This window comes from Bacillus sp. 05T22 (assembly GCF_056396765.1).
Genome location: NZ_JBFTMC010000024.1, coordinates 17,591 through 44,159, shown reverse-complemented (window position 1 = coordinate 44,159; position 26,569 = coordinate 17,591). Strand labels below are relative to the sequence as shown.

17 protein-coding genes, 4 pseudogenes and 3 other annotated features are annotated in these 26,569 nt (G+C 34.8%); of the genes and pseudogenes, 10 read left to right on the top strand and 11 right to left on the bottom strand.

Annotated elements, in window-relative coordinates; translation table 11 throughout:
* A pseudogene (locus tag AC1DIT_RS10715) lies at positions 1–151 on the bottom strand (IS6 family transposase); the annotation flags it as partial.
* A gap of 107 nt (positions 152–258) precedes the next feature.
* Here AC1DIT_RS10715 and AC1DIT_RS10710 point away from each other — a divergent pair.
* Together AC1DIT_RS10710 and AC1DIT_RS10705 are read left to right on the top strand one after the other, a co-directional pair.
* A complete protein-coding gene (locus AC1DIT_RS10710) occupies positions 259–1,032 on the top strand; it encodes a lipid II flippase Amj family protein (RefSeq protein ID WP_016132756.1) in 774 nt (257 codons plus the stop codon).
* A gap of 214 nt (positions 1,033–1,246) precedes the next feature.
* Positions 1,247–1,768: a nucleotidyltransferase family protein gene (locus AC1DIT_RS10705; protein WP_229161609.1), complete on the top strand. Its 522-nt coding sequence runs from the start codon at positions 1,247–1,249 to the stop codon at positions 1,766–1,768.
* A 50-nt stretch (positions 1,769–1,818) separates the two neighbouring features.
* Here AC1DIT_RS10705 and AC1DIT_RS10700 read toward each other — a convergent pair whose 3' ends face one another.
* Positions 1,819–2,733 (bottom strand): alpha/beta fold hydrolase, encoded by a 915-nt coding sequence (locus tag AC1DIT_RS10700; protein WP_016131369.1) that lies wholly within the window; start codon positions 2,731–2,733, stop codon positions 1,819–1,821.
* A 144-nt stretch (positions 2,734–2,877) separates the two neighbouring features.
* Complete coding sequence (locus AC1DIT_RS10695; protein ID WP_476998184.1) at positions 2,878–4,656, bottom strand: response regulator; 1,779 nt, start codon at positions 4,654–4,656, stop codon at positions 2,878–2,880.
* Between the two features lie 172 nt (positions 4,657–4,828).
* On the opposite strand from AC1DIT_RS10695, the gene AC1DIT_RS10690 reads away from it, so the two are divergent.
* Genes AC1DIT_RS10690 through AC1DIT_RS10680 form a run of 3 tightly spaced genes read left to right on the top strand, consistent with a single transcriptional unit; the run spans position 4,829 to position 7,403 of the window.
* Positions 4,829–5,746: an ABC transporter ATP-binding protein gene (locus AC1DIT_RS10690; RefSeq protein ID WP_016131367.1), complete on the top strand. Its 918-nt coding sequence runs from the start codon at positions 4,829–4,831 to the stop codon at positions 5,744–5,746.
* Positions 5,739–6,671 (top strand): ABC transporter permease, encoded by a 933-nt coding sequence (locus tag AC1DIT_RS10685; protein ID WP_016131366.1) that lies wholly within the window; start codon positions 5,739–5,741, stop codon positions 6,669–6,671. The genes AC1DIT_RS10690 and AC1DIT_RS10685 overlap by 8 nt, the downstream gene beginning before the upstream one ends.
* Positions 6,672–6,701: 30 nt before the next feature.
* On the top strand, positions 6,702–7,403 hold the full coding sequence (locus tag AC1DIT_RS10680; protein ID WP_476998183.1) for a DUF4097 family beta strand repeat-containing protein: 702 nt from the start codon (positions 6,702–6,704) through the stop codon (positions 7,401–7,403).
* 105 nt (positions 7,404–7,508) lie between these two features.
* Here the strand turns inward: AC1DIT_RS10680 and AC1DIT_RS10675 are convergent, their stop codons facing one another.
* Together AC1DIT_RS10675 and aspS are read right to left on the bottom strand one after the other, a co-directional pair.
* Complete coding sequence (locus AC1DIT_RS10675; RefSeq protein WP_016131364.1) at positions 7,509–8,849, bottom strand: sodium-dependent transporter; 1,341 nt, start codon at positions 8,847–8,849, stop codon at positions 7,509–7,511.
* Between the two features lie 117 nt (positions 8,850–8,966).
* Positions 8,967–9,216: a binding site (T-box leader), on the bottom strand.
* A gap of 474 nt (positions 9,217–9,690) precedes the next feature.
* A complete protein-coding gene (gene aspS / locus AC1DIT_RS10670) occupies positions 9,691–10,989 on the bottom strand; it encodes an aspartate--tRNA(Asn) ligase (RefSeq protein WP_016131363.1) in 1,299 nt (432 codons plus the stop codon).
* A gap of 105 nt (positions 10,990–11,094) precedes the next feature.
* Positions 11,095–11,306 (bottom strand) — a binding site (T-box leader).
* A gap of 270 nt (positions 11,307–11,576) precedes the next feature.
* Between aspS and AC1DIT_RS10665 the strand changes: the two genes are divergently transcribed.
* Positions 11,577–12,056 carry a hypothetical protein gene (locus AC1DIT_RS10665; protein ID WP_016114678.1) on the top strand — a complete coding sequence of 160 codons (480 nt, stop codon included), beginning with the start codon at positions 11,577–11,579 and terminating at the stop codon, positions 12,054–12,056.
* A gap of 317 nt (positions 12,057–12,373) precedes the next feature.
* A complete protein-coding gene (locus AC1DIT_RS10660) occupies positions 12,374–13,867 on the top strand; it encodes an NAD(P)/FAD-dependent oxidoreductase (protein ID WP_016132755.1) in 1,494 nt (497 codons plus the stop codon).
* Between the two features lie 120 nt (positions 13,868–13,987).
* Here AC1DIT_RS10660 and AC1DIT_RS10655 read toward each other — a convergent pair whose 3' ends face one another.
* A complete protein-coding gene (locus tag AC1DIT_RS10655) occupies positions 13,988–15,499 on the bottom strand; it encodes a M36 family metallopeptidase (RefSeq protein WP_016114676.1) in 1,512 nt (503 codons plus the stop codon).
* A gap of 389 nt (positions 15,500–15,888) precedes the next feature.
* Between AC1DIT_RS10655 and AC1DIT_RS10650 the strand changes: the two genes are divergently transcribed.
* Complete coding sequence (locus tag AC1DIT_RS10650) at positions 15,889–16,494, top strand: TetR/AcrR family transcriptional regulator (protein WP_016114675.1); 606 nt, start codon at positions 15,889–15,891, stop codon at positions 16,492–16,494.
* A pseudogene (locus AC1DIT_RS10645) lies at positions 16,470–17,000 on the top strand (DUF418 domain-containing protein); the annotation flags it as partial. The gene AC1DIT_RS10650 and the pseudogene AC1DIT_RS10645, both read left to right, overlap by 25 nt.
* 22 nt (positions 17,001–17,022) lie before the next feature.
* On the opposite strand, the pseudogene AC1DIT_RS10640 reads toward AC1DIT_RS10645, so the two are convergent.
* From AC1DIT_RS10640 to AC1DIT_RS10625, 4 genes and pseudogenes are all read right to left on the bottom strand, one after another.
* Positions 17,023–17,271, bottom strand: a pseudogene (locus AC1DIT_RS10640) (sensor histidine kinase); the annotation flags it as partial.
* Between the two features lie 177 nt (positions 17,272–17,448).
* Positions 17,449–17,679 (bottom strand): hypothetical protein, encoded by a 231-nt coding sequence (locus AC1DIT_RS10635; RefSeq protein ID WP_016114674.1) that lies wholly within the window; start codon positions 17,677–17,679, stop codon positions 17,449–17,451.
* A gap of 493 nt (positions 17,680–18,172) precedes the next feature.
* The gene (gene ileS, locus AC1DIT_RS10630; RefSeq protein WP_476998182.1) at positions 18,173–21,274 is read right to left on the bottom strand and encodes an isoleucine--tRNA ligase; all 3,102 of its coding nucleotides are present in this window, start codon (positions 21,272–21,274) and stop codon (positions 18,173–18,175) included.
* 54 nt (positions 21,275–21,328) lie between these two features.
* Positions 21,329–21,568 (bottom strand) — a binding site (T-box leader).
* Between the two features lie 123 nt (positions 21,569–21,691).
* Positions 21,692–24,391: pseudogene (locus AC1DIT_RS10625) on the bottom strand (tetratricopeptide repeat protein); the annotation flags it as partial.
* Between the two features lie 105 nt (positions 24,392–24,496).
* Here AC1DIT_RS10625 and AC1DIT_RS10620 point away from each other — a divergent pair.
* Complete coding sequence (locus AC1DIT_RS10620; protein WP_476998185.1) at positions 24,497–25,459, top strand: MFS transporter; 963 nt, start codon at positions 24,497–24,499, stop codon at positions 25,457–25,459.
* A 93-nt stretch (positions 25,460–25,552) separates the two neighbouring features.
* Here the strand turns inward: AC1DIT_RS10620 and AC1DIT_RS10615 are convergent, their stop codons facing one another.
* Positions 25,553–26,413 carry an MBL fold metallo-hydrolase gene (locus AC1DIT_RS10615; RefSeq protein ID WP_016131361.1) on the bottom strand — a complete coding sequence of 287 codons (861 nt, stop codon included), beginning with the start codon at positions 26,411–26,413 and terminating at the stop codon, positions 25,553–25,555.
* Between the last annotated feature and the right edge of the window lie 156 nt (positions 26,414–26,569).

Genomic DNA, 26,569 nt, shown 5'->3' with positions numbered 1-26,569 from the left:
TAATGGTGGTGTGAGCAATAGACAAACCTCGTTCCTCCATCATTTCCACCAAATCACGAAAACTTAGGTTGTACCGTAGGTACCATCTTACCGTTAATAAGATAATATCAGGTTGATAGTGCTTCCATTTGAAGAAATTTTCCTTTTTCATACCGATCACACACCTTTTTTAGAGTAATAGTATCAGTATGTCCAAGATTTAGAGATTATTTGCAATTCCCCTGAAGTTTTTGCACCAGAACCACATTAATTTTCATAATGGCTTTTACAATTATCATCCATGCAGTCGAAACGAGTTCTTATAGTATTCGACTTGCAGGCGTTCGTTTAAAGAAAATTGCCGTTGCATTATCCGTTGTTGGGATGGTATTACTCATTTCGCGAACATCCAACTTACTACAAGCTTTTTTACTTGGTGGGATTATTGATCGGGCGAAGAGTGGTGCTTCTGTTAATTTAGAAAGTACGATGCGTCTTGTTTTATTATCCGCTTCTATCGGCACACTTCTCGCAATTATTTTATATCCGACTTTAACGAAGCTATTTGGATATGTCATTCAAAACTTTGAGATAGATGGTTCATTCATTCGAATGATGAAAACAAACAATGTGCAAAAATTGAAGTATACAAAAAAATATGTTCGTTTTCCAAAATTCGAAATGATCCACCGTATGCGAATTGGCGGTATTCCAAAACGAATTATGCTCATTAATATGTTTGCAACCGCAATTTATACCGCAGGGGTCCTTTCCGCCTTATATGCTTCTTATTTGAGCCCGAAATTTGCAACGAAAGCAATCACGGCTTCTGGCCTTATTAATGGATTTGCTACAATCTTATTGACTGTACTGTTAGATCCGCGTATTGCCCTTTTAACAGAGCGTGCGCTTCAATCAGAAAACGGCGCTGATACAATGGGGAAAATGTTCGGTTGGCTTATGATTTCAAGGTTTCTCGGTACATTATTAGCTCAGCTCATATTTGTACCTGGCGCATATTGGATTTTATGGATTATTAAACTCATGCATTAAATGACCACTACATCATCCTTGATGGTGGGGATCAGTGAATGATACTCATTATGACAGCTCGATTAACAGAAGCAATACTTGATGAAGAGAAAGATATACTATATTCAAAAATTCTTAAATTACTTAAATGAAAAGTTACATTTAATAAGGAGGGAAATGTATGTATATTAAAACAGAACAAGATATTATTAAACTCATACAAAACGATACTTGAATGATGGAAATATTACAGACAGCAAAATCCCTACAACTACCTGATTGGTGGATTTGTGCTGGATTTGTTCGTTCTAAGATTTGGGATGTTCTTCATGGATACGAGGTAAGAACTCTAACGCCAGATATAGATATCATCTATTTTGACCCATTACATATAAGTGTATCCACCGAAGAAAAATTAGAAAATAAGCTTAAAAGTATAGATTCTACTATTCCATGGTCAGTGAAAAATCAGGCTCGCATGCATGTAGTCAATAACATGCCACCTTATTCATCTTCAGTCGATGCAATTTCTAAATTCCCAGAAACAGCGACTGCTCTTGGAGTTACATTAGATAAACAAGATAATGTTGTATTAACCGCCCCTCACGGAATAGAAGATGTTCTCACGTTACAAGTGAAGCCAACACCTCATTTCCTCGAAATGAAAGAGCGCACTAATATGTATAAAAAAAGATTACAAAAAAAGAACTGGCAAAGTAAATGGCCTAACATTACAATCTTCCATCCTGAAATTTAAACATGAAGAAAAAAGGCGCTTCTCATTTTTATGAAGCACCTTTTCTTAATTTACTTCAAAAAATCAATTACCGTTTCTGCAAATTGATTAGCTGCTTCATAATGCGGTGTATGACCACTCTCTTCAAAGACAATAATTTTACCATTTTGAACATCTCTTTTAAATGTTTCGATTTGTTTTTTACAGGTTACCACATCGTGTTTTCCCATAATGAGCAACATCGGATTCTCCACATCTTTTAATTTTGATAATAATGATTGATGAATTTTCCCTTCCTCTTTCAGTCTTGTAAAATGAATATCGGAACGATCATAAAACTTTCCCCATTCTTCCTCACTATACAAACTATAATCTGTTTCATCCTCAACGTTATTATAGATTTCTATTCTGTGTTCTTCTAATTCATCACTCAATCTTAAATATGCTTCTAGTAATTCCTCTGAACTAGCATTACTCTCTGAAATAGCTATACATTTTTTCCCCTGCTGTTCTTTTCCATACTTCTTTAACAGGGCTCCTGTCTTTTTTAATAAAGCTCTACTTGTTAAGGAAAAATCAAAAGTGGGTCCTTCAAAAATGATTTTTCGAATAGATTGTGGATACATTACTGCATATAACAATGCTAAAAATCCTCCAAAAGAATGCCCAATAACAGACCATTTCTCAGTGTTTAACATCTTCCTTAACTCTTCGCAGTCTTCAATAAGATCTCGTAGTCCAAACCGCTCTTGCTGTCCAATTTCCTCTGAACGCCCTACCCCGCGTTGATCCATGGCAATGAGACAAAAAAAATCTTGTAATCTATGTGCTTGATGATAGGAAAAATCAAAACACATCTCACCAGGACCTCCATGAAGATACAATACAGGATGATTCTCTAGTGATCCATGCATCTCCACATACAGCTTTTTCCCGCGCACTTCCACCATTTTACCTTGTAATGGTACTTCTTTTTCTTGTTTCATCTCTTTCTCCTCCTATTTTTATATTTCGACACCATATACAAATAGGAGGACCACGAATCCGTACATGTTATGTATCTGTAATACAACAATACATCTTTCTATCCTCCGTTTGAAAATACTACATTCAATTTTAATTTTACGTTTTTATAAAAAAGCTTCATCCAATGCTTTTTTTACAGCTTCTCCCCTTCCTGATACTTGAAGCTTCATATAAATAGAAGAAGCGTAATTTCTTACAGTTCCTTCCGATAAGAATAGCTTTGCTGCAATTTCTTTATAGCGAAGCCCTTCTTTGAGACAACCTAATACATCCATTTCACGGGGAGTCAATTCATAAGGAAGCTTTTTCGGTATTGGACTATATTCTTTAAATAAACGATTCGCTATGTCATGGGACAACATCGTCCCTCCTGAGTTCACTAACTGAATAGCAGCTACTAACTCTTTTGGTTGAACGGATTTAAGAACATACCCCTCAACTCCCGCTTCAATTGCTTCAGAGGCACTAGAAGTTTCTTCAAAAGTTGTCACCATGATTACTTTGGTACCTGGCCATCTATGTTTGATTTCCTTCGTTGTTGTAATCCCATTCATCTCAGGCATTAGTATATCCATAAGAACAACATGTGGTTGCTTTTCTTCACATTGTTTTAAAGCCTGTACTCCACTATTCGCAACAGATACGCGAAAACCGTATTCCCTCAATAAAAGCTCTAAGCTATCCGAAATGATAGGTTGATCATCTACTATTAATATGCGAATCTCATCTTGCACAAATGATTCCTCTTTATGTAAACCAGGAATGATACAGGTTATAATTGTTCCTGCATTCTTAGTAGAATCAATACTCAAGCTCCCTTGATATTCACTTAGCCGTTCTCTCATTCCCGATAGACCAAATCCCTCTTGTATGACTTCCATTCCGATACCATCGTCTTGTATTTGAAGCATTACATGATTTTTATGATATTGTAAAAGTACTTGTATCGTTTCTGCTCCCCCATGTCTTGTTGCGTTTGTCATTGCCTCTTGTAAACAACGACAGAAAATCCTCTTCAACTTTTTAGCAATTGGATAATATCCTCCAACTGTACGAAATACTACCTGAACATTTGTAGTACTTTTAAACTCTTCTATTAAGTTCAATAAAGACACATCTAGATTTGATTCTTCTTGAGGATCCATTTCATGAACCTGTCTTCGAATATTATCTAATGCAGATCGTGATATATCTAATATTTCTTGTAACTTTTCTTTTCCCTCTTGCGTTGTTAGATGTGGTCGTAATGTTTCCATACTCAATATAACCGAAGTAAATTTATAACCTATCGTGTCATGTAATTCTCTTGCCATCCTATCTCTTTCTTCAAGCAAAGTTATTCTTTCTACTTGGGACGAGTATTGTTCTAAAATCGCATTCTTATCTTTAATCAAATTCAATTTTTGCTTAATAGCATCCATAGAATAAACAGCTCTTTGTAGTAAATGCCCTACACCATATATAAAAAGAACATCAAATATACTTAGAAGCAGCTTATTGCGATTAAACCCAAAATTAAAGAAAACTCCCAATACATAGATAATTATCATTGCAGGTAATGCATAGAAGTTTACTTTTCCACGGCAAAAAAATGCAAGCGTTAAAATTGCAGGAGATAAAAATTGAGCCAAATGATACGTATATGCAAAATAAAGTGAAAGTCCCCCCACTAAAATAATTTCTGTTACTACATATAACTCACTTTGTAATTTATATAATATGACAGGTATGACATAAGACAAAAATGTACTTATAAAAACAATCTCAAGTGGAAAGTTTGGATTATCTTGATATGTCAAAGTAACAATTGCAACAATCCAAGTAATCCGAATGAGTATTATTCCCCATTCCTGCCAAAGTAACTTATTTTTTATGTCGTTCAACTTTCATATGCCCCCCTATCCAAATGAACATTATATATATATTCCCTGTTTTTCCTATATTTTCATTTTCATCATAGCAAGGTTATGACACTTTGTCACTGCCTTATATTACATTCTTTTTGCTATGTTAGTAGCCGAAAGGTATCACTAATATTAAGGGAGTGAACAAAATATGTGTATTTTAAAAGTACAGAACTTAACTAAGAAAATTGGAAAGTGCACACTTGTTAATCGAATATCATTTGATGCTCAAAAAGGAGAAATTCTTGGTCTTCTAGGCCCAAATGGCGCTGGAAAAACAACTACAATTAAAATGATTGTTGGCTTGATCTCTAAAACCAGTGGAACAGTCACAATTAACAAAAAAGACACAAGCAAAGACTTTAAAGAAGCTATGAAACATGTTGGAGTGATTGTTGAGAATCCTGATTTATACAACTTTTTATCTGGCTATGATAACCTCCTTCACTTCTCTAGAATGACACCGAATGTTCCTAAAGAACGTTTAGATGTAGTTATTTCTTTAGTTGGGTTAGAAAAAAGTATTCATAATAAAGTTTCCACTTTTTCTCTCGGGATGAAACAACGGCTTGCTCTTGCAATCGCTTTAGTTCACAAACCTTCCCTTCTCATTTTAGATGAACCTACTAATGGGCTGGACCCTCAAGGCATTCGTGATTTAAGACTTCATTTAAAGCAACTAGCCGCAGACGAAAATGTAGCAATTGTTGTTTCAAGCCATCTAATGGCCGAAATGGAAATGATGTGTGATCGCATCGCTATTTTAGACAAAGGAAATCTAATTGGTATACATGATATAAAGGATATTACAAAAGAACAGATACAATCTGTACAATTTGAAGTAGATCGGACAGACTTAGCAATCCCACTCTTACAAAAATTAGTAATAGGTGAAGAAATCATAACAAATCAAAATGTCATTACGATCAAAATAAGTAAAGAACATATACCTGCAATTTGCGATACATTAGCCAAAAATGGAGTGAATGTTTATGGTGTTCAAACCATTAAAACAACTTTAGAAGACAAATTTATTGAAATGACTGGAGATGGAGTGCACAATGATTAATCTAATAAAAAATGAAAATATGAAAATTTTCAAACGAAAAAGAACTTGGATTATGGTAGGTGTTATGGTTGTATTTATTTTCATTCAATTCCTAAACGTAAAGCTTTCCAGCCAAGTTAATTATGGGGATGACTGGAAGATATCTCTTATTGAAGAAAATGCATTACTTCAAGTTGAAAAAGAATCTCTAAAATTACCTATTGAAAAAATAGAAAATGAAAAAAAACTTTTACTAAATAATTATTACATTGACAGTAATATAAAGCCAACAAACAATGCATGGTTCTTTACGATTGGACAAAGTACAAATTTTTTAATAGCTCTCTCCATTCTTACACTCATAATAGCTGGTGAAATTGTTGCAAGTGAATTTCAATCCGGTACAATTAAATTTTTATTAACACGAACCGCTACTCGCACACAAATATACTTTTCTAAATATATTTCTACTTTATTATTTGGATTTTTCTTAATCGTAATAACGTTCCTTCTTTCCATTCTATTTAGTGGCATTCTTTTAGGCTTTGATGGAATAAATGGTGAATACTTATTTGTCAAAGATCATGCCGTTCAAAAAACAAGCGTCCTTCAGGCACTAATTGGTAGCTTATTATTTAAGATGCCTTACTTAATTATTGTTGCAACTTTAGCATTTATGATTTCAGCGACGTTTAAAAGCACTACATTCTCTATCGTATTTTCTCTTTTAGTAGCAATTGCGGGTTTTGTCATGAGTATCTCATTAAAAGGTTTCAGCTGGACAAAATATTTCATCTTCTCTCATACGGATTTATCAAGTTTCGTATATGAGAATCCCCCTGTAGAAGGCATGACTTTCAGTTTTTCTATACTATTTATCTTAATTCATATATTCATCATGCATGGAATTGCATACCCCATATTCGTAAAAAAAGATGTCGCTTAAATTTTTTATTAAAGACTGGAGGAAAATACATTGAAAAAAAGATGGATTAAATTCTGTATATTAATAACTCTTATACTTACTGGTTGTTCAAATTCCGAAGGTGAAACAATGGAACAACAACTAGAGCTACCCACTACTGATGTTAAAACTTTAAAACTAGATAACCGTAACGGTAATATCCATATTTCAACAAACCTTAAATCAGATAAAATAGAAGCTTCTATTACTGCAAAGGCTAAAGGTATCAGCATGGATAAATTAAAACTAGATCTTTCAGCCAAAAATGGAATTGCAACTTTAAACACTTCTTTTGATGGACAATTTTTTAGCAATAGCGAAACTTGGGTTGATGTCAAACTATCATTACCTAAAAACATAAAAGTTGAATTTAAAAAAACTCATAGAGACGGCGATATCAGAGTCTCTAACCTCGATTCAGATATAAATATACTTAATGTCAACGGTAATATTGACATTTCCAACGTTAATGGAACTGTCAGTGTAACAAATAGAGATGGAAATGTAGATATTGTGCATACAAAGTCTGACATTAATCTTGATAATAACAACGGCAAAGTCGCTATTAAAGATATAAAAGGATCTATAAGAGCCAAAATTGGTGATGGTTCAGCCGATATCAATAATATCGAAAAGAATGTTACCATCTTAGGTGCAAAAAGCGATAAAMTAAAAGTACATAATGTTACAGGGAAAATAACTTTTAATAAATAAAATTGATTTACTTATACAGGATAAAAACCAACCGCATTTTTTAATAATTCGGTTGGTTTTTTCTTAAATACGTTAGATAATTTCTAAATATTCAATCATCTATATTTAAATAATCCCAATCACATTCAAAAAGACAATGACAATTGCGATCGGCGCAACATATCGAAGCAAGAATGCCCAGCAAGTGAATAATGCTTTCCCGTAATTACCGCCAACAAAAAATTCTGCTTCTAATACCTTTTTCTCCATTTTAAATGAGACGAAAATACTAATAAACAAAGCTCCAAGTGGCATTAAAATATTACTAGATAAAAAGTCTACCGCATCAAAAATATTTTTACCGAAGATTGTAATATCATTCCATACACCAAATGAAAGTGCAGATGGGATACCAACTAAGAAAATTAAAAATCCAATGATCCATGACAATTTCTTTCTTCTTTCTTGCTGTCCATTCGCTAGTGCTGAAACAACCGTTTCAAGTAGTGAAAACGCAGATGTTAATGTTGCAAATGTGAATAGTGCAAGAAATACTGTTAAGAAAAAGCTACCAAATGGAATTTGACTAAAAACTGAAGGTAACACAATAAATAGTAACCCTGGTCCTTCTGTCGGTTTCATTCCTAGTGAAAATACTGCTGGGAAAATAGCTAGACCAGCGAATAAAGAAACAAATAAGTTTAGTCCAACAATTGTTACCGCTGAACGTGGCAAACTTTCTTTTTTATTTAAATAAGAACTATACGTGACCATGATGGATATCCCAATGCTAATAGCAAAGAATGATTGCCCCATTGCAAACAAAATACTTTCTGATGTGATTTTTGAGAAATCCGGCTGTAAGAAGAATTTGACTCCTTTCATCGCATCATCAAGTGTTAAAGAGCGTACAATAAGAGCAACAAATAAAATGAACAATGCTGGTAACATATATTTACTCGCTTTTTCGATTCCGTTTTGTACCCCTTTTGATACAACCCAAATCGTAATAAACATAAAAGCAAAATGGCCAACAATTGCCCAAACTGGATCCCCAATTGTTTCTGTAAATAGTGAACTATAATTTTGCTGCGGTATAATCAGTTGCCCAGTTATCCCTCTGAATAAATAGATTAATACCCAACCACCAACAACACTATAAAATGATAACAAAATAAAACAGGTTCCAACGCCAAGACGTCCAATCCAATGCCAGCCTGTATTTGGTGCGATACTTTTAAATGCTCCAATTGCTTGCTTTTGTGTACTGCGCCCTATCATAAATTCAGCTATCAATAACGGAAGACCTATTAATACCGTAAACAATATAAAGATTAAAAAGAATGCTCCTCCCCCGCTCTTTCCAGCAATATAAGGAAACTTCCATATTGCCCCAAGTCCAATTGCCGATCCTGCTGCAGCCATTATAAAACCTAATTTCGAAGTCCACTGCTCCGTCTGTTTCATCCTATTTTCCTCCTAATTACATCTTTTTATATTAATAAATAAATATTATTGACCAATCCAAATAAAACCTCCATTTCTTCCTATATATAATAAAAAATGGCCCAGCATCTCTTTATATAAAGAGACGCTAAGCCATTTACTTAACGCGGTACCACCCTTATTGATTCCATTATGAATCCACCTTAGTAGTAATCGTTTGATTACAAACCTRWTATCGAAGGTTAACCGTTAAGATTTACTAAGAATTAGACTTCTGTTCCACCTTACTGCTCCTAGGCGAGTTCAGGATGTCATTTGACTATGTCACACCAACCCATAGCTCTCTTTACAAACACATGACCTTACTACTCCTATTCAACGCACTCTAATATTCTGAATATAATTTCTTTTGAAATTACTACGAATTATATCGGTTATATTTATGACTGTCAAGTAAGTTATTTATTTTTTTGTCGAAAAAGAGGTTTTTTAAAAAAATATGTTTCTTTATCATTCGATCTATTTTCATTATCATTGGCATTATTTCTATTTGTGGCTTACCAAAATTATTTTTAGGAGTATCTCAAAAACCATTAACTATACAAGGAATGGAGCCCCCGCCATTATTACAATTTAATATGAGTCAATACGTAGACTCAATACTAAACGTCATCTCTTCTTTATTTAATCCCACTAAAATAACTTACAAAGTTAGTTCTAACTTTCAATCACCTGACCTTGACTTATTTCCATATTTACTTGATTCTTATCTACATACATTACCAATTATGATCGGCGCTTTCCTAGTCGCCTCTATCACTAAAAAAGAATCTTCGCAACAAGCGCGAAGATTCTTTTCACTTTATGGTATGAGACGCGTACAATCTCTTGGAAATGCACCTGCTTCCCGAACATTCGATAATTCTAGAAACTTATATACAAGTCTTTCAAGTCCAATTCCAAATCCCCCATGCGGCGGACAACCATACCGGAATGTATCGATATATGACTGGAATTTTTCATAATGTAATCTTTTTTCTTTAAAAGAAGTAAGTAACATATCGTACTCATGAATTCGCTGCGCACCTGATGTAATCTCTAATCCTTTATACAATAAGTCAAAAGAGTCCGTAACAGCTTGATTTTCTTTATTCGGCATCGTATACATCGGCCTTGCTTCTTTCGGATAATGTGTGATAAAGACAAAATCACTACCGTATGTTTCCTTCACATATTTTCCAAGTAACTTTTCACCTTCTGTATCTAAATCCCCTACCGGTGATCCTTTTCGATACTTTGTTTTCAAAATACGCTGCGCCTCTGCCAGTGTAACCTTTGGAATTTCCGTAATGATAGGAACCGTAACTTGCAATAGCTGTAATTCTTTTTCACACTTTTGTTCTACCTTTTCAAACATATAATGTAGAACATCCTTTTCTAATTCCATCACTTCATAAAAATCTTCAATAAAACCGATTTCTACATCGAGTGATATATATTCATTCAAATGACGGGAAGAGTTATGATGTTCAGCACGATAAACAGGGGCAATTTCAAAAACACGTTCCAATCCACCTGCGACCATCATTTGTTTATAAAACTGTGGAGATTGAGCTAAATACGCTTCTTTTTGGAAATATGGAAGCTTAAAAACATTTGCTCCCCCTTCTGCTCCTTGCGAAACAATTTCCGGTGTAAATACACGTGTGAAATCGTTCTCTATTAAAAAATCACTAAATGCCTGTACGAGCGTAGATTGAATCGTAAAAATGGCTTGTATCCGTTCATGCCGAAGCGATATGACGCGCTCATTTAACATTTGATCTAAACCAACTTGTAACTTTCTTTTATTCACTTCAAAAGGAAGTGGCTCAGAAGTATTTAACACTTTTACTTCTTCTACAAGCAGTTCCACACCTAATTCTGTTTTTGTGGTTTCCACAATTTCACCAATAATTTGAACAACACTTTCTACGTCTACTTTATATCCCGCTAATTCTTTTTCTAACACGCATTGAATAACACCTGTTCGGTCACGTAATAATAAAAAACTGATATTCCCCAAATGACGAATTTTTTTCACCCAACCTTGTAGTAAGACCACCTTTTTACTAGCTGTTTTACATTCACAAACGAGTGACCGCTTCATTGTTTGGTCCATTATTTTTCCCTCCCATGTTCTCATATTTATTTGCATGATTGTTGTCATCATCATCATCCACGGCCACTCACCTCCTTTCAAAGAATACAAAAATCCGCCCCTATAAATAGGGACGGATTTTTCCGCGGTACCACCCAAATTGTCATACTGACCATCTTAAACCTGATAACGGTAGGTACCGTTTGCTTTTACTAATCTTCACGTTCAAAGCAACGCTCACAGGTGTCTTTCCATCATGCGGTATCGCAATCTTTTCAGCAGTCGATTGCTCTCTGTAGACCCTTACATGATGTACTTTTCCTATTCATCACTTTTTATATTTACAGAGTATTCTATTCCTTTAAGAGAGAAAATGCAAGATGTTTTTTCTTTATTTTCTGATTTCAATCTCAAGTCCATTCTGAAACAATTTCTTCTAATGTCATTCCTCGCGAACCTTTCACTAAAACAACATCAGTTTAGTTTGCCAATTCTTCAAGTTCTTTTGCATCATGACTTCCCCTCCCACTCAGAAAGAAACTATTTCATTACATAGCAATTTGTTTTCCTAGGCATATTATTAGTAAATTTCTTCTGGAGGTCTATACATGAGAAAAATTATAAGTTTCTTACTCTTACTATTATGCACGATAATGACAAATCAAGCATACGCTTATTCCCCACAATCATTACCCATCTCACAGAATTCAAAACAATGGAAAGTCAATATTGACGAAGTAAAGAAAACAGACAAAAACATGTTACCACCTAAAAAAGGTGTTTTTCACACGTATCACTTCTCAGTACAAAATATCGGAAAAGATGAAGTATATAACGTCCAAGTAGAAGTATTCCGAAATGAATCAAACACGGAAACAAAATATGAACTATTTTCTTTAAAAGAAGCTCGATTAGCAAGTGGGAAAACAGGGTTTGAACATGCGAATTTTCCTGTTTCCGTAAAAACAAGCGAAGTAGATGTCATGATTACATGGCAAGAACATCCTTTCCGTGCAATGCGAAATGGTCAAAAAGTTGAGGGAAGAAAGTTTAAAGAACATTTTGTTTTTAAGGGATCTCAAAAATAAAATTCTTCTACTAGATTAGAAAAGATTCCTTGCAATAATCATATCTGTATCTTCAAACTCATAAAACAAATATATTAAATGTAAAATTGCGTTGTTCTTTCTAAAAAATATTAGGAAAGAATGACGCTTTTTTGTATCATTCTTTTTTCCTTTAAAACTCTAACTACCTTTCAACTTCTCAGCATGGCTCCATCAAATGACCTTAATGCATAGTATTCGATTTAGCATGCAGGAAAAATCAAAGTCAATCACTAATRACCAGTATGTAATGAAAAAATACTGATTAAAATTCATCTTATAAGTGGAGGTTTACGATTATGACTCATACCAATTATGCACTAACAACAGGAAAAACAGAGCTAGTGGTTATCATTGGGGGCGGTATTGGAGGATTACTAACTGCAAGAGTACTTTCTACCTACTATAAAGAAGTGCTTATAGTCGATAAAGATGCTTTTCCAGAAAGACCTAACAATCGCTCTGGCACTCCACAAGCCTTCCATCCACATCGTTTTATCCAGCGTGGTAAGTTAATTACAGAACGACTCTTTCCAGGCTATGAAAATGATTTAGTAGCACAAGGTGCACCCTCAGTACTAAACAAAACCATCCATAACATGAATCAATACGGTACGATAGAAATGCAATATCCACGGAATGATGTCAAATTCAGTAGAGCTTTGCTTGAATGGACACTTCGTAAACAAGTACAAAAAATTTCTAATATTAGTTTTCTCACAAATCATAACGTAATTGGTTTATTAATGACGATTGATCAAACAACTGTTACAGGCGTCCAAGTCTCAGAACGCGGAAAATCTGAACAAGTACGAACACTAAATGCTGATTTGATAGTTGATGTTAGTGGTCGTTCCTCTAAACTCGTAAATTGGCTTCAAGATCAGGGTTATGATGTGCCAGATTCAGATCGCTTGAAAGTCTCCCTTGGATATAGTACTCGCCGCTATAAGGTTCCCTCCCACCTACTACATCTCACAGAAAAATGGGACACAATCAATATTGCAGGGCAGCCCACTAACGGAACTTTTACAGGCGTCTTTTCCTTTATTGAAAATAATATTGCCGAGGTATTACTCTATAGTCCAGGTGGACATTATCCTCCTACAAATTCTGAAGAGTTTGAACAGGCTATTTCCCAGCTCCCAAGTCCGATAATTGGCGAAATTTTGCACGAATTTGAACCGATATCCTCTCCCCGGAGTTATCGTGTCCCAGAACTGTTTCGTCATCACTTTGAACAAATGAATCGATGGCCCTCGGGATTGTTAGTTTTGGGAGACGCATTCTGTATTTACGATCCAATTTTCGGTCAAGGAATGACCGTTGCTGCAATTGAAGTAGAAGTACTCGAGTCCTGCTTGCAAGAACAACAAAATAATCCTACTCCTTTTTTTGAACAAAGAGTTCTCAAAAAAATGCAGGATGTAATCGAACCAGCTTGGTGGCTCAATTGCGCTACCGATTTGCAGTGGAAAGGTATAGAATATGTGAGTTCACAACAATTAAAAGGGATTTCTTTTGGCCAAAAATATATGGATTTATTTCTTAAATATGCCACAACCGAACGTGATTTCAAATTATACGGAATGTATTGGGCAGTAAACTCATTAGCAATCTCACCACATACTATATTTGATCCACAACTAGTAAAGACCATTCTCACTTCATCTAATGAAGGGCAGCACTTCCTCGATGAACTTTTACTAACCTATAATCAATCATTAGAAGAAGTATTAAATCAAATTGTACCTAATTTCTCTCAAACAGCCTTTGCGTCAGTAAATCAATAAACCTGTAAAGCTCCTAAATTAATAGAAAGTTAAATTTACATTTTTGATAGTAGGTACAAATAAAAAATGAAAACCCGACATATCATCAATTATGTCGGGTTTTCATTCTTATTCATATTCTTAATTTGTACTGATTCCTCTTGCCGCCCAAATCCGATCAATTTCCGCTGCATGTTGCCCACCATATAGAAGAGCATCTGCTTGTTTAATCGCTTTTGCCCCATCACGGAATTTAGCATTTGGCGTTAATGACCAGTGCGATTGTAAAATGATTTTTGTGGCTACATCACGGCCAAAGGATTGTGCCATTTCATACTCTCCTTGGGACCAAATTTCTCCGTCTGCATGTACTTCATTTTGCACATCTCTTGGGTACACCTTATTATTATCTAATCGACGCAAACATGTTGGGTTTGAACTTGAATAAGAAGTCGCATCCCATTCTCCTACACATGCTTTTCCATATCCTGTAGTTGATGTAGCATCTTCATAAGTTGCACCTAAGAAATCTCCAAATCCTTCTCCCATCGCCCCACCTTCTGGAGAACTACCAAAACCCGGAACTTGATTATCTTGAATCGARTGCCCATATTCATGTGCGATGATTCCCGCATCCTCAGCATCATCTACTCCACCAGTTCCGAATGTTAAATCTTTCGTTGACGGAGAGTAGAAAGAATTATCATCTCTCGTTCCGTTCACATTTACTTTAATAGAACGATTGTTAATGTTCTTAAATCCTATTTGTTGAATGTAACGTTGTAAAGTATCAATATGATAATATGCCATTACATCTTCAAAACTATCATTTGAACGTGTGTAATTAAATTGAAGAGTTGAAGATTTTGTTTTTGCCTTTGAAGAAATTGTGACATAATCTCCAACTAAAAAGCCCGTTCCATTTAAACCTTTTAAAGTAACTGTTTTTAATTGATTATTTAATGCCGCTGAATCTGCATCATTATTATCCTTTAACCCTGTTACACTGCCGCTTGTTACGACAGGATTAGGCAAGAATACTTTGCCTGTTCCCTCCGCTTTACGGTTTATATCTACCTTTTTTAGTAGCTTTCCATTTTCAGCGTCAATGAATGTTTCCCATGCACCAAATGGTTGATTAGAGTGAACTACAACTCGGTATACAGGAATGGCAACTCCCTCTTCAATCATATAGCCAAATTCTTTCATCGTTGGAGCCCATAAATTTTGTTCACTTTCTCCACCAACATATGCCTTTGATTTTTGCTCTGCATCTTTTTCACTAATTTTTTGCTTTATTTCTTTCACATTTTGAACAGGTTGATAATCAGAAACGGCAAGCATTCCTTGTCCAGTTCCATTTAGTGTAACGGTTACCTGTCTTGAAAATACGGGGGAACCATTTACTACTTGTTGAAATCTAACATATGATGCTACCTGTGTATCAGTAGTTGAAATATACTGTAGGTCTGATAGATCTGGCTTTAATGAATATTGCGCGGCATTCGCTTTTAAATATTCGACTGCTTTTCCTTGAGGAGAATACCGGTCTATCTTTACTTGTTTCTCTTCTACCGCTGAAGCAGTAGTAGATATTGTGCCTAACACTAATGGTATTGCTGTAGCGATTGCCACTACTCTTTTTTTGAACATTAGAACCACTCTCCACTCTCTTAATAAATTTTGAATGTACGAGTAATTCTATAAGGCTTATTATATTACCTTTCTCTTTTTTAAATTAATAGATAACGTAATATTTTCTCAATATTTGTGTATCAAAATGATAAATACTTTCGAAAGATATAACTCACTATTAGTAGAAGGTTATAATATTTAATTATTAATCATACGTAATCCAACGGTCTTTTACGGGTAGTTGATCCCACGCCTAACTTCTTTGCTTTTGCTGAATTTTGAGGTGAGGATCTTACTGCTCGTTAAGCGGGATTAAAAAACGGGCTATTTTTTACCTAACGATAGGTTGAAAAACATTTTAATGAATGCTATTCTGAATATAATCTTACATGTTAGGAGGCTCAATTATGAGTAAAAGTGAGGAAACCCTTTCTGCAATAATCGAGGCAAGTTATCGTTTATTTGCGGAGTATGGAATCGCTAAGACCACATACACAATGATTGCCGAGGAAGTCGGAATCGCAAAACCATCTATTTATTATTACTTTAAATCTAAAGATGCATTAATTGAAGGTTTATTTGATGAACTATGTCAAGCAGTTCCATTTTCAACCTTCTTTAAGACTGATGAATTTACAAAGAGCAATTTCATTGAAAAATGTATTGAAATTGGTGTAAACATAATCGATGAACAAGATAAAGATCCTTATTTTAACCGTGTCCTACAAGAATACTTGTTACTTGCATCTAGAAATAACAATTACAATGAACGGCTCCTTTCCATACAAAGAGAATATTTAAAGGGATTTGAAGCACTTCTTACTAAAGCAAATTCATTGCAGCTTATTGAGGATGATAATCTGACAGCCAAAGCTCATATGCTTGCATTGGTACTTGATAATATAGGGAATTTCATGATGTTTGATACGAATATGGACTATAAACAAATATGGGTTGAAGCTGTGCACAGCATATTTAAAGGACGTGTTTCCCATGGTTCTCGTTCTTCTTAGTTGGTATGTTGATTGGACGAATGGATCTTCATGATCATAAAATTAGAAAAAAACTATTAATATTCAGTCTAACCATTACATTAACTGCTGAATTCTTATCAAAAGCATTGACTTACTTTTTTATCCCCCATATCGGAAAAGAAGCTTCTACCTTTTTATTTAATACAGGACCTATTTTACCAAACATTTTATACATCTTATCTGCCACCGGATCTTCTTTAATAATCTTGATCCTTTGCTTATTTATTATTGAAAGGCATGAAACAAATTGGTTTATTGGGACCATCGTTAAAACCGGACAATTAACTTTAACTCATTATGTAAGTCACGTCATTTTAGGCATCGGAACATTGATCCTTTTAAACAGACTTGAAAATCAATCTTTATCTTTCGTATTAATATTCGCTATCTGTTTCTTCATTTTTAGTATATTATTTAGTGGTTTATGGAGAAATAAATTTTCTAGAGGACCTATAGAGTGGGTTATGAGAAAGATCACTGGATAAGTTATTAATTTATCACCCTTTTTCCACATATAAGGAAATGACGAATAACATTATGTAATAAATTACTGATAACACGTACTATTTTTCACATGGCATAATCCAAAGTTGAGGTAATGTATCGGAGACTTGCACTTTTAATTCGATACGTTTGTTCGCTAATAAGACCGAATGAGCTTCTAATACCTCTTAACAGAAATCTGTCCACATGTGTTAAACTTGGATGAAAATCTCCTTGTCCACTTTCTAACTTTGAATGATCAAATAAATCGTTATATTTCTTTTAAATAATAATAGTTAATTCATGCTTGATTTGAATAAGCATCTCAATAGTAATGAGATGCTTTTTTTTGTCTGAGGAAATCATCAGTTTCTTTATTCATAACATTCCTAAAATCGTTTCTGTATGATTGACTGACAGATGTTCCATGATGTTAAGTCACGATATTAATTAATATTGTTTAACGTCATTTGCTCGATTACAATGCATCTTTTTCTTCTCAGCTTCTTCTATATTCCATTCATCTCCCCAAAAAAGTGTAACTGTATCTTCAGCTTGCAAATTTTGATAAGCGTCTACTCTCTCTGTAACCCCATTATCAATTATATTTAACTCATCATTTAAGTTAATTATTGAAGGTTCAAATTCCTTTTCTGAATCATTTCGCTTATTAGTAGTCATACAACATCTCTCCTGTATAATGAAATGCTTACCATACACAACGATAGTATTTCTATTTTATGTAAGCTTATACCTTTACGAACACTTGATTACGTATCTGTATGAATTATTTAAGGGCTTCTATAATTCCTCCATATACTTTTGTTTCGGTGAACATCATTCTATACTCCATATCTATTCTCCCTTTCTACTCAAATGAAGTTTTGATTTAGTATGTTTCATTTATACCCCTCGGTTCTGATTAAAATAGCCTTTTTGTTTAAATTTATACACAGTTTATATACAATTCAGACACATTTAACATGATGAGTTTCTGAAAATTGGTGGTAATATTAACTTGTTGAAAACGACATGTTTCGACAAATACAAATAGCCCTCTTTACCCCTGAATCCCTGCTCGACATTCCGCAGGGATTCTTGTAGTTTTTTACGATCCATTCTCAAGTTACTTTTGTAAAAAATCCGAACTTTCCATCTATATCCTATTTTTTATTTAGCTAGCTGGACTCAGTTTAATACGAACCTTTTTCTCACCTAACGAAATTTCATCATCTTCTTGTGACAATGCTTTAAACGTAAATTGTTTTACTAATAAATTTTCTTCTAATAAATCTTTATGCTTTGTTAGAGTGTTTTGTAATTCATCCTCTGTATCCAAAATAACATCTACTCGTAAATTAACTGGTAAATTCAATTGTTTTCGATACTCTTGAACAGCTCGAATAAATTCTCGCGCCACTCCTTCTTGTAATAGTTCATCTGTCACATTCGTATCTAACATTACCGTATATTGTCCATTTGTAGTATTAGAAAACCCTACTTTGGGTACTTGTTCTACTAATACATCTTCAAGCGTTACAACAACTTCTTCCCCAGATACAAGCTTACACAATGCTTTTTCAGTCGAAACAAAGTTTTGTACTTCTTCTTGCGATAATTGTTTTAGCCATTGATTTACAGCGTTAACGTTCTTCCCGAACTTCGGTCCTGCAGTCTTAAAATCGAGCTTTAATTGGTACGATGTATACTGTGTTTCATCTAATTCTACATGAAATGCTTTTACATTCAGTTCATCCATAACAATATCACGATAGGATTCCCAGTCCACTTTCTGCTCATGGTGCTCAAGTAATACAAGCTCTGCTAATGGTTGCTTCACTTTTAATCCATGCTGATTTCGGTTGCTACGTCCCAGCTCAACAACTTGTAAAACGGCATTCATTTCTTGCTCTAACTTGGTTTGAATAAGCTTTTCATCCGCTGTTGGATAATCTGTTAAATGAACACTATTTCCTTCTAAGTTAAGATGAATATCTTCCGCGACAAATGGAGTAAACGGAGCAAGTAATTTACTAAGCGTAACAAGCACTTCATGAAGCGTTTCATATGCAGCTGCCTTTTCAGGATTCATGCCAGACTCCCAAAAACGATTGCGCGAACGTCTTACATACCAGTTACTAACCTCATCTACAAGAACCGCAATTTCACGCGCTGCATTTGTAAATTGATACTCGTCTAATGCATTTCTTACTTGTTTCACTGTACTATGAAGACGTGATAATACCCACTCATCTAATTTCGTCCGCTTGACCTCATACTTTTCTTTTGGGTTGTATTTATCTAAGTTTGTATATAAAACATAGAAGCTATATACATTCACAAGTGTATCTACAAGTTTTGACTTCGCCTCTTGCACAGTTCTTTCAGAAAAACGCTTTGCATTCCAAGGTGCACTATCAACAAGAAGTGCCCATCTTAATGCATCTGCACCAAATTTCTCGACTAATTCTACTGGATCTAATGCATTCCCTTTACTTTTAGACATTTTCTGTCMTTGTTCATCTAACACATGCCCAAGAGATAATACACGTTTGTATGGTACTTTTCCGGTATATAAAGCCGCTACTGCTAATAAACTATAAAACCAACCACGCGTTTGATCGACACCTTCAGCGATTACATCAGCTGGAAATTGTTCCTCAAAAAGCTCTTTATTTTCAAACGGATAATGATACTGTGCAAATGGCATCGAACCGCTATCAAACCAAACATCGATTACTTCTGGCGTACGAGTCATCGAACTACCGCATTTTTCACAGCATACCTTCACTTCATCTACATACGGTTTATGCAGTTCCAAATTTTCTGCTGTATGCCCTACGCTATGTTTTCTCAATTCATCGATGCTCTTCGGTGCAAATTGATGATCACAGTTTTTGCATTCCCATACGTTTAACGGTGTTCCCCAGTATCGTTTTCGGCTAATATTCCAGTCCACCATATTCTCTAAAAACTTTCCAAATCGCCCATGTTTCATATGATCTGGATACCATGTGACTGTATTATTATTCTTTAAGAAAGTCTCTTTGATCTCAGTTGTCCGAATGAGCCAGCTTTCTCCAGCATAATACAAGAGTGGTGAATCACAGCGCCAGCAATGCGGATAACTATGTTCATATTTTTCTTTAGAGTATAGCAAGCCTTCCTGCGCTAAATAACGAACAATATCAACATCACATTCTTTCACAAACTTCCCTTGTAAAAATGGAACAGCTTCCGTATACTTACCTTGTTCATCCACAACATGAAGGAATGATAATCCTTGATTCTGTACAACTTTATAATCATCTTCTCCATACGCTGGCGCGATATGAACAAGCCCCGTACCACTATCTCCCGTAACAAAGTCTGCCGAAATAACACGATAGCCATTCGTAACTTCATTCATAGGAAATGGTGCTGCATATGAAGTACCTACTAATTCTTCTCCTTTATGGATAGACAATACTTGATAATCTTCTTTTAATACATTGCTTGCTCGCTCTTTTGCAACAACATAAACGGCCCCGTCTTTCTCTGCTTTCACATATTCCATATTCGGATGTACAGCAAGTGCTACATTGGCTGGAAGAGTCCATGGCGTTGTTGTCCATCCAAGAAAGTATTCATTTTGACTATTCAATACTTTAAACTTTACCGTTGCACTTAAATCTTTTACTGTTTTATATCCTTGCGCTACTTCATGTGAACTAAGTGATGTTTGACAACTTGGACAGTATGGTGAAACTCGGTGTCCTTTATATAGCAGCCCTTTTTCATGAATCGTTCCAAGAATATGCCATACACTTTCGATATAAGGATTCTCCAACGTTACGTACGGGTCATCCATATCGACCCAATATCCGATGCTCTCAGTAAATTCACGCCACTGCTTCTCATACGTAAATACACTTTCCTTACATTTTTGAATAAATGGTTCAATTCCGTATTCTTCAATCTCATGTTTACCAGAGATACCAAGCTGTTTTTCAACTCCTAATTCTACGGGTAATCCGTGTGTATCCCAGCCAGCTTTTCGAAGTACTTTATATCCAGTCATTGTTTTATATCTCGCTACTAAATCTTTAATCGTCCGTCCGAGCGCATGCCCCACGTGCGGCAGTCCATTTGCAGTTGGTGGCCCCTCATAAAAAACGAAAGATTGTGCGCCTTCACGATTTCGAATGGATTGTTCAAAGATATTCTGCTTATTCCACTGCTTGCGAATTCGTGTTTCTCTCCCTACAGCTGATTCTTTTACATTTACCTTCTCCATTTACAATCACTCCTTTGAAAATTTGTAAAAGCACACAAAAAACCCGTCCCTATAAATAGGGACGGGTTTACCCGCGTTACCACCCTAATTCTATTAGCATCTTAACTAATAGCACTTAGCAACGTACTAACATACGCGTTCTTTGTAACGGTAGACATCCGTCCGAGCTTACTTTATTCAGCCACGGCTCCTCGGAGATGATTTTCAAATAAAGTCTGTACACCGGCTTTCAGCATGGCACCGGCTCTCTGGGGAACAGTACAATATTTTACTCTTTCTCGTCTTCAGATTTGTATACTTTTATTAACAGTTATTTTATTCCATGAAACAGATAATTGTCAAACAATTAGAAAATATATTTTTATTTTCGGCCCGTTTTTCGAATTTTATACATCGCAAAAGTTTGCTATTGCTTTATTGCTTGATTGCTTGATCGTATTGTCCAAGAGATTCATATAAAATACCAGCATAACAGCCATACTCGGTAATATCCGCTCTTTCTTTTTCTAGTTTTCTTAAAAATGCTATCCCGCGTTGTATAAATAGTGTTCCTTCAATTCTATTTACATACTCTTCTAAAATATTTGCTATATTATTTTTCAAGCAGCGAATACCATCTTCCAACTTCGACAACGCTATCTTTAATTGTTCTTCATTAGCCCCTAATTCAATTTCAGCATCCCATAATACCATCCCTGCATTCATTAGAAACTCATCATTTTGTTCAAATTTCTTTTCCATACTGAAAATATAATGCTTTGCATCATTATACTGTCCTTTTGCCATATAAATTTGAACTAAACCAAAATGAGAATAAACGTCCCTATTATTCTCTTCTAAAGCACGTTTATATATTTTTTCAGCTTCTTCAAATTCATCATGTTGAAAATGCAAACCCCCTAATCGAGTATATAATGATGATGATTCTTCACAATTTTCGATGCCCTGCGATAAAATTTCTTCTGCACTCTTCTTATCTTCTAGATCTGATTCATATATTTCCGAGAGTTTCACATATGAATATGGTACCGTTTTGTCTAATTGAATTGCGATGCGAAGTCCTTTGATTGCTAAATGCAATTTCTCCATTTGATGCGCACATTTAGCTCTTTCATACCATATATGTGCTTCATACTTATATTCTTTCAATAAATCATTAAACACCTCATACGCTTCCTCATAACGCCCTAAATCCATTAAAATCAAACCATGATTTACAAGAACAAACCTGTCAGGATGACGTTGCAATGCAATTTTTGACATTTTTAATCCCTGTTCAGACTGATCTATATACATATATGATAATGCTAGAAAACTCCATGCGATTGGCTGATCGGCATCTAATTGTAGCGATGAATGGAAACTAGAAATTGCTTCTTTATACTCTTCTTCCTCTAAACAATAACGCCCATGTATAAAATGATACAATGATTGATTATTCTTTTTCTTGACACTTCGCAAGATATCACTAGCCCGCTCCATATCTTGAATACGGATAAAGCATTGTGCACTATGCAACTTAACAAAGTCTGAACCTGGATATCTTTCTATTAACCTTTCCGCACAAAAAAGAATAAATTCCTGATTTACTTCAACATCCATATGTTTGATTGTGTATAACCACGTGTAAGGATTTTCACTTGTCTCTTGCAAAAATGATACGAGTTTTTCAATCCCTTTTTTATCCTGTTCTTCTAAATGATCTGTCAGAGAGAATAGCTTTCGGAAGTATACATCTTCCTCTTCTACTAAAAATGACAATTGTTCCTTTTTCTCCTTAGGAACAAATACGATAGATAAACCATCGGTGTAGCGATATCTTTCCTGTAACTTCTCATATTCAACAAAAAGCGGTTCCAAGAAATTAGGATCTTGAACAAAAAAAGATTGTAACTGATCATCATATCCAGAAAGAACTTGAACATGGGATGCATGTTCAATATCTATACTTAATAAAACCGGAATATTTTGATCGAGTAATGATTTATAGTTCTTTTCGTTCCCCTTGAAATAACGACAAACATAGCCCAATTCTTCTAAATAAGTAACCGTATCTGAAAATTTCGATCCTGTTACATCAAATATATGATTTGCGACTTCATCTTGTGTACGACTTTCTCCCCATAAGCGAAGCATCATTTCCAAGCTCGCTGGAACACAATAATTATCTTTTTGTACGATTGGTACTAATGGTAATCTTACTTTTTTCCCATTCGGGTATTTTTCTATATTATGATATAGTGACTCCTTTAAACATACTTCCGTTTTTAATAGAGCAAGTAACTCCTCGTTCTTATTCATTTTATACAATGCTTCTGCACGTAAATATGTAAAATAGGCTTTATACGAATGGTACGGTAATATCTGATCGATTTTATCTATTACAGTTAACATTTCCTCATAACACTGTAAATCTAGTAAATGTTTCACCTTTTCGAAATAAAAATACGGTACTTGCGGAAACTGATCTATCGCATCATTAATCAATTGCAATGCTCGTTTCTGTTCACCTTTATATGCATATAGCTGTGATAATAAATAAACCGCTAGTTCTTCATTTTCCTTATGTTCCATCCCAGCTAAAAGTGAGTGCTCCGCTTCCTTCCATTCTCCTATTTGTATATAAAAATAGCCCCATTTACCAAAGACTGGAAGTGTACTATAACTCTCAGCTTTTTTCATATATTGGAATGCTTCTTCATTTCGTTTCATTTCTAAAAGGCATCTTACTAATGTAAAGTAGGCTTTTGATAAAATATCAGAATCTATTTGTTCTGCCTTTATATCGTCCAAAGCATCTTTTAATAACTTTTCAGCATCAAGTACTTTTCGGTCATCAATTAGCTCATCACAATATAAAGAGAGCGTTCTCATATTTGGAAATTTTTTATATGAATAGCGAATTAGGAAGGCACTATATTGATGCATAAGCCCTTCATCTGTAAGACGGATTAGCGTATCAAATTCTTCATGCCCTGAAATCGAAGAAAGCCACGCCTTCACATAGGAGAACGTATTGGTTTCTTTTATATGTACAATTTCGTTATTTACATCCTGTAATCCATCTACAAATCGTTTCTCCTTCAAACACATCTCTAATCGCCTAAATTCTAACATGTATTCACCTCAAGTAATTATTTTTAATTCTATCGGTAAGTAGTATTCTTATCTACTTGCTTAGATTCTACACAGCTTATATCATGTATTCAATAAAAATCTTATATAAATCTTGAAAATAGGCAATATTATTTAAATTATTKTTTAAAAATAAGAAAMGCGACTCTATTATTCGGACTTGCAAATAGTTTCTGGTTGCTCGTACTCGCAAGAATGCTACAAGGTATATCTGCAGCGGCAACATGGACAGCTGGATTAGCACTTCTAGCAGATGTGTTCCCTCTGCAAGAACGCGGAAAGGCCATGGGTCTCGCTTTATCGGGACAAGCAGCTGGGATGCTCCTTGGTCCAACAATCGGCGGGGCACTTTATCAATGGGGAGGGTATCATCTTCCCTTTATTATAGCTGCCAGTATTGCACTCATTGATGGTATATTACGAATAACATTACTTCATAATGAACCAACATCCAGCTCAAACCAACGAATTAGCTATCGATCTATCTTGAATATGCGTTCCCTATTTATTATGATCGGTATTATTATTCTAGGATCGGCCTTACCTAGCGCTTTAGAGCCAACTCTTCCTCTCTACTTACAAGACACCTTACACCTTAGCCCTGGGACAATCGGACTCCTATTTGCCGTTCCAACTCTCGCATATGGATTTACCGCACCAATCATTGGCACACTTTCAACTAAAATTGGCAGAAAACAAACGATGGCAGTAGGCATAGCTTTGGCTGCTTTATGTTTCCCATTTACAGTGATTGTTTCTCATACCGCCCTTGAAATATTTGTACTTGCTATCCTTGGAATTAGTTTTAGCCTTTTACTCGCACCTGCTTTACCAGAACTTACATATCTCGCAGACAAAAATGGAGTTCATGCATATGGAATACTTTTTACAATCTATAATACAGCCTACTCAATTGGTATGTTTTTCGGACCGATGCTTAGCGGAAGTTTATCCGATTTATTTGGATTAACAAATACTTTCTACATATTCAGTGTTCTTCTTTTATGTTATCTGTGCTTGTTTTTGTGGAAAATGAAAAAACAAAATTAGGTTATAGCCATGAAAAGATACAACACTTTAATAAACAAGTAAAGAAACAAAGCCCAGAAACAAAAATTCCTGGGCTTTTTAACATGCTTTCTATTAAAATCTTTCTATACAGTATCCATTAACAAAAAAATTGATAGTTTCAATTTCTTCAGCATTTAATTTTCTTTGCAGCCCCTTTGCAAGCTCTTTAATAATGGCTTTTTCATTCCCCTTATATTTTCCCGTCAGAAATGCTGTATCTTTTAAAAAATTAATTTTCAATTGGAATTCCTCTTTATAAACGGGCTTATCGTGATGAGATAAGAAAAAAATGTCTGCGTCATATTTTTCAAGCTGCTTAACTAGCTGCAAGGTATTTTTAATGGTATAACTCCATTTTTTTGAGTAGAGATTTGCGTACATGCAATCCCCTAGAAAAAGAACTTTTTCTTCAGGAATATAAATAACAATACAATCATCAGCGTGATCGCCACCCACATGTTCAATTACAACAGTTACTTCTCCTAAATTAATAGACATTTGTTTATCAAATGTAATATCAGGTATTGGAAGAAACACCTCTCTCTGATGACCCAACTCTTTCTTTATTGCTTCCGCACAAAATGGAATTTCTATTCCTTCTTTAACGCGCTGATCCAAGTATTTATCTTCCCATGATAAATTCTGAAGCCTTTTAATTTTTTCGTGAGTTTTATAATGAGCAATCATTGGTATATCTATTGCGCTCATCCCGAATACATGATCCCAATCTGAGTGAGTGAGAACAAGAAAGTCGCCTTTAATATGTACTTCTTCTAATTGTTTAAGAAATAAATTAGCATGTTTAGGTGAGTTTCCAGCATCAATTAATAATGTCTTTTTTGCTCCTGTAACTGCTGCTAAAATTGGTCGATCCGTTTCTTGATACGGTGGTAAGTATAAAATCCGATTTGATATTCTTTCGATTTTTTGCAAGTTCCTATTCTCCTTTATATGGTGACATATGTTGCTCTAATTCTTTAGAAAATAATTGTAGCTTATCAGAATTTAATAGATTTATAAAAACACCATCTTTTCTGTATACTTCTATAAAAAGAATAGCGTGTTTTTCGTTATATGAATACAAATTCA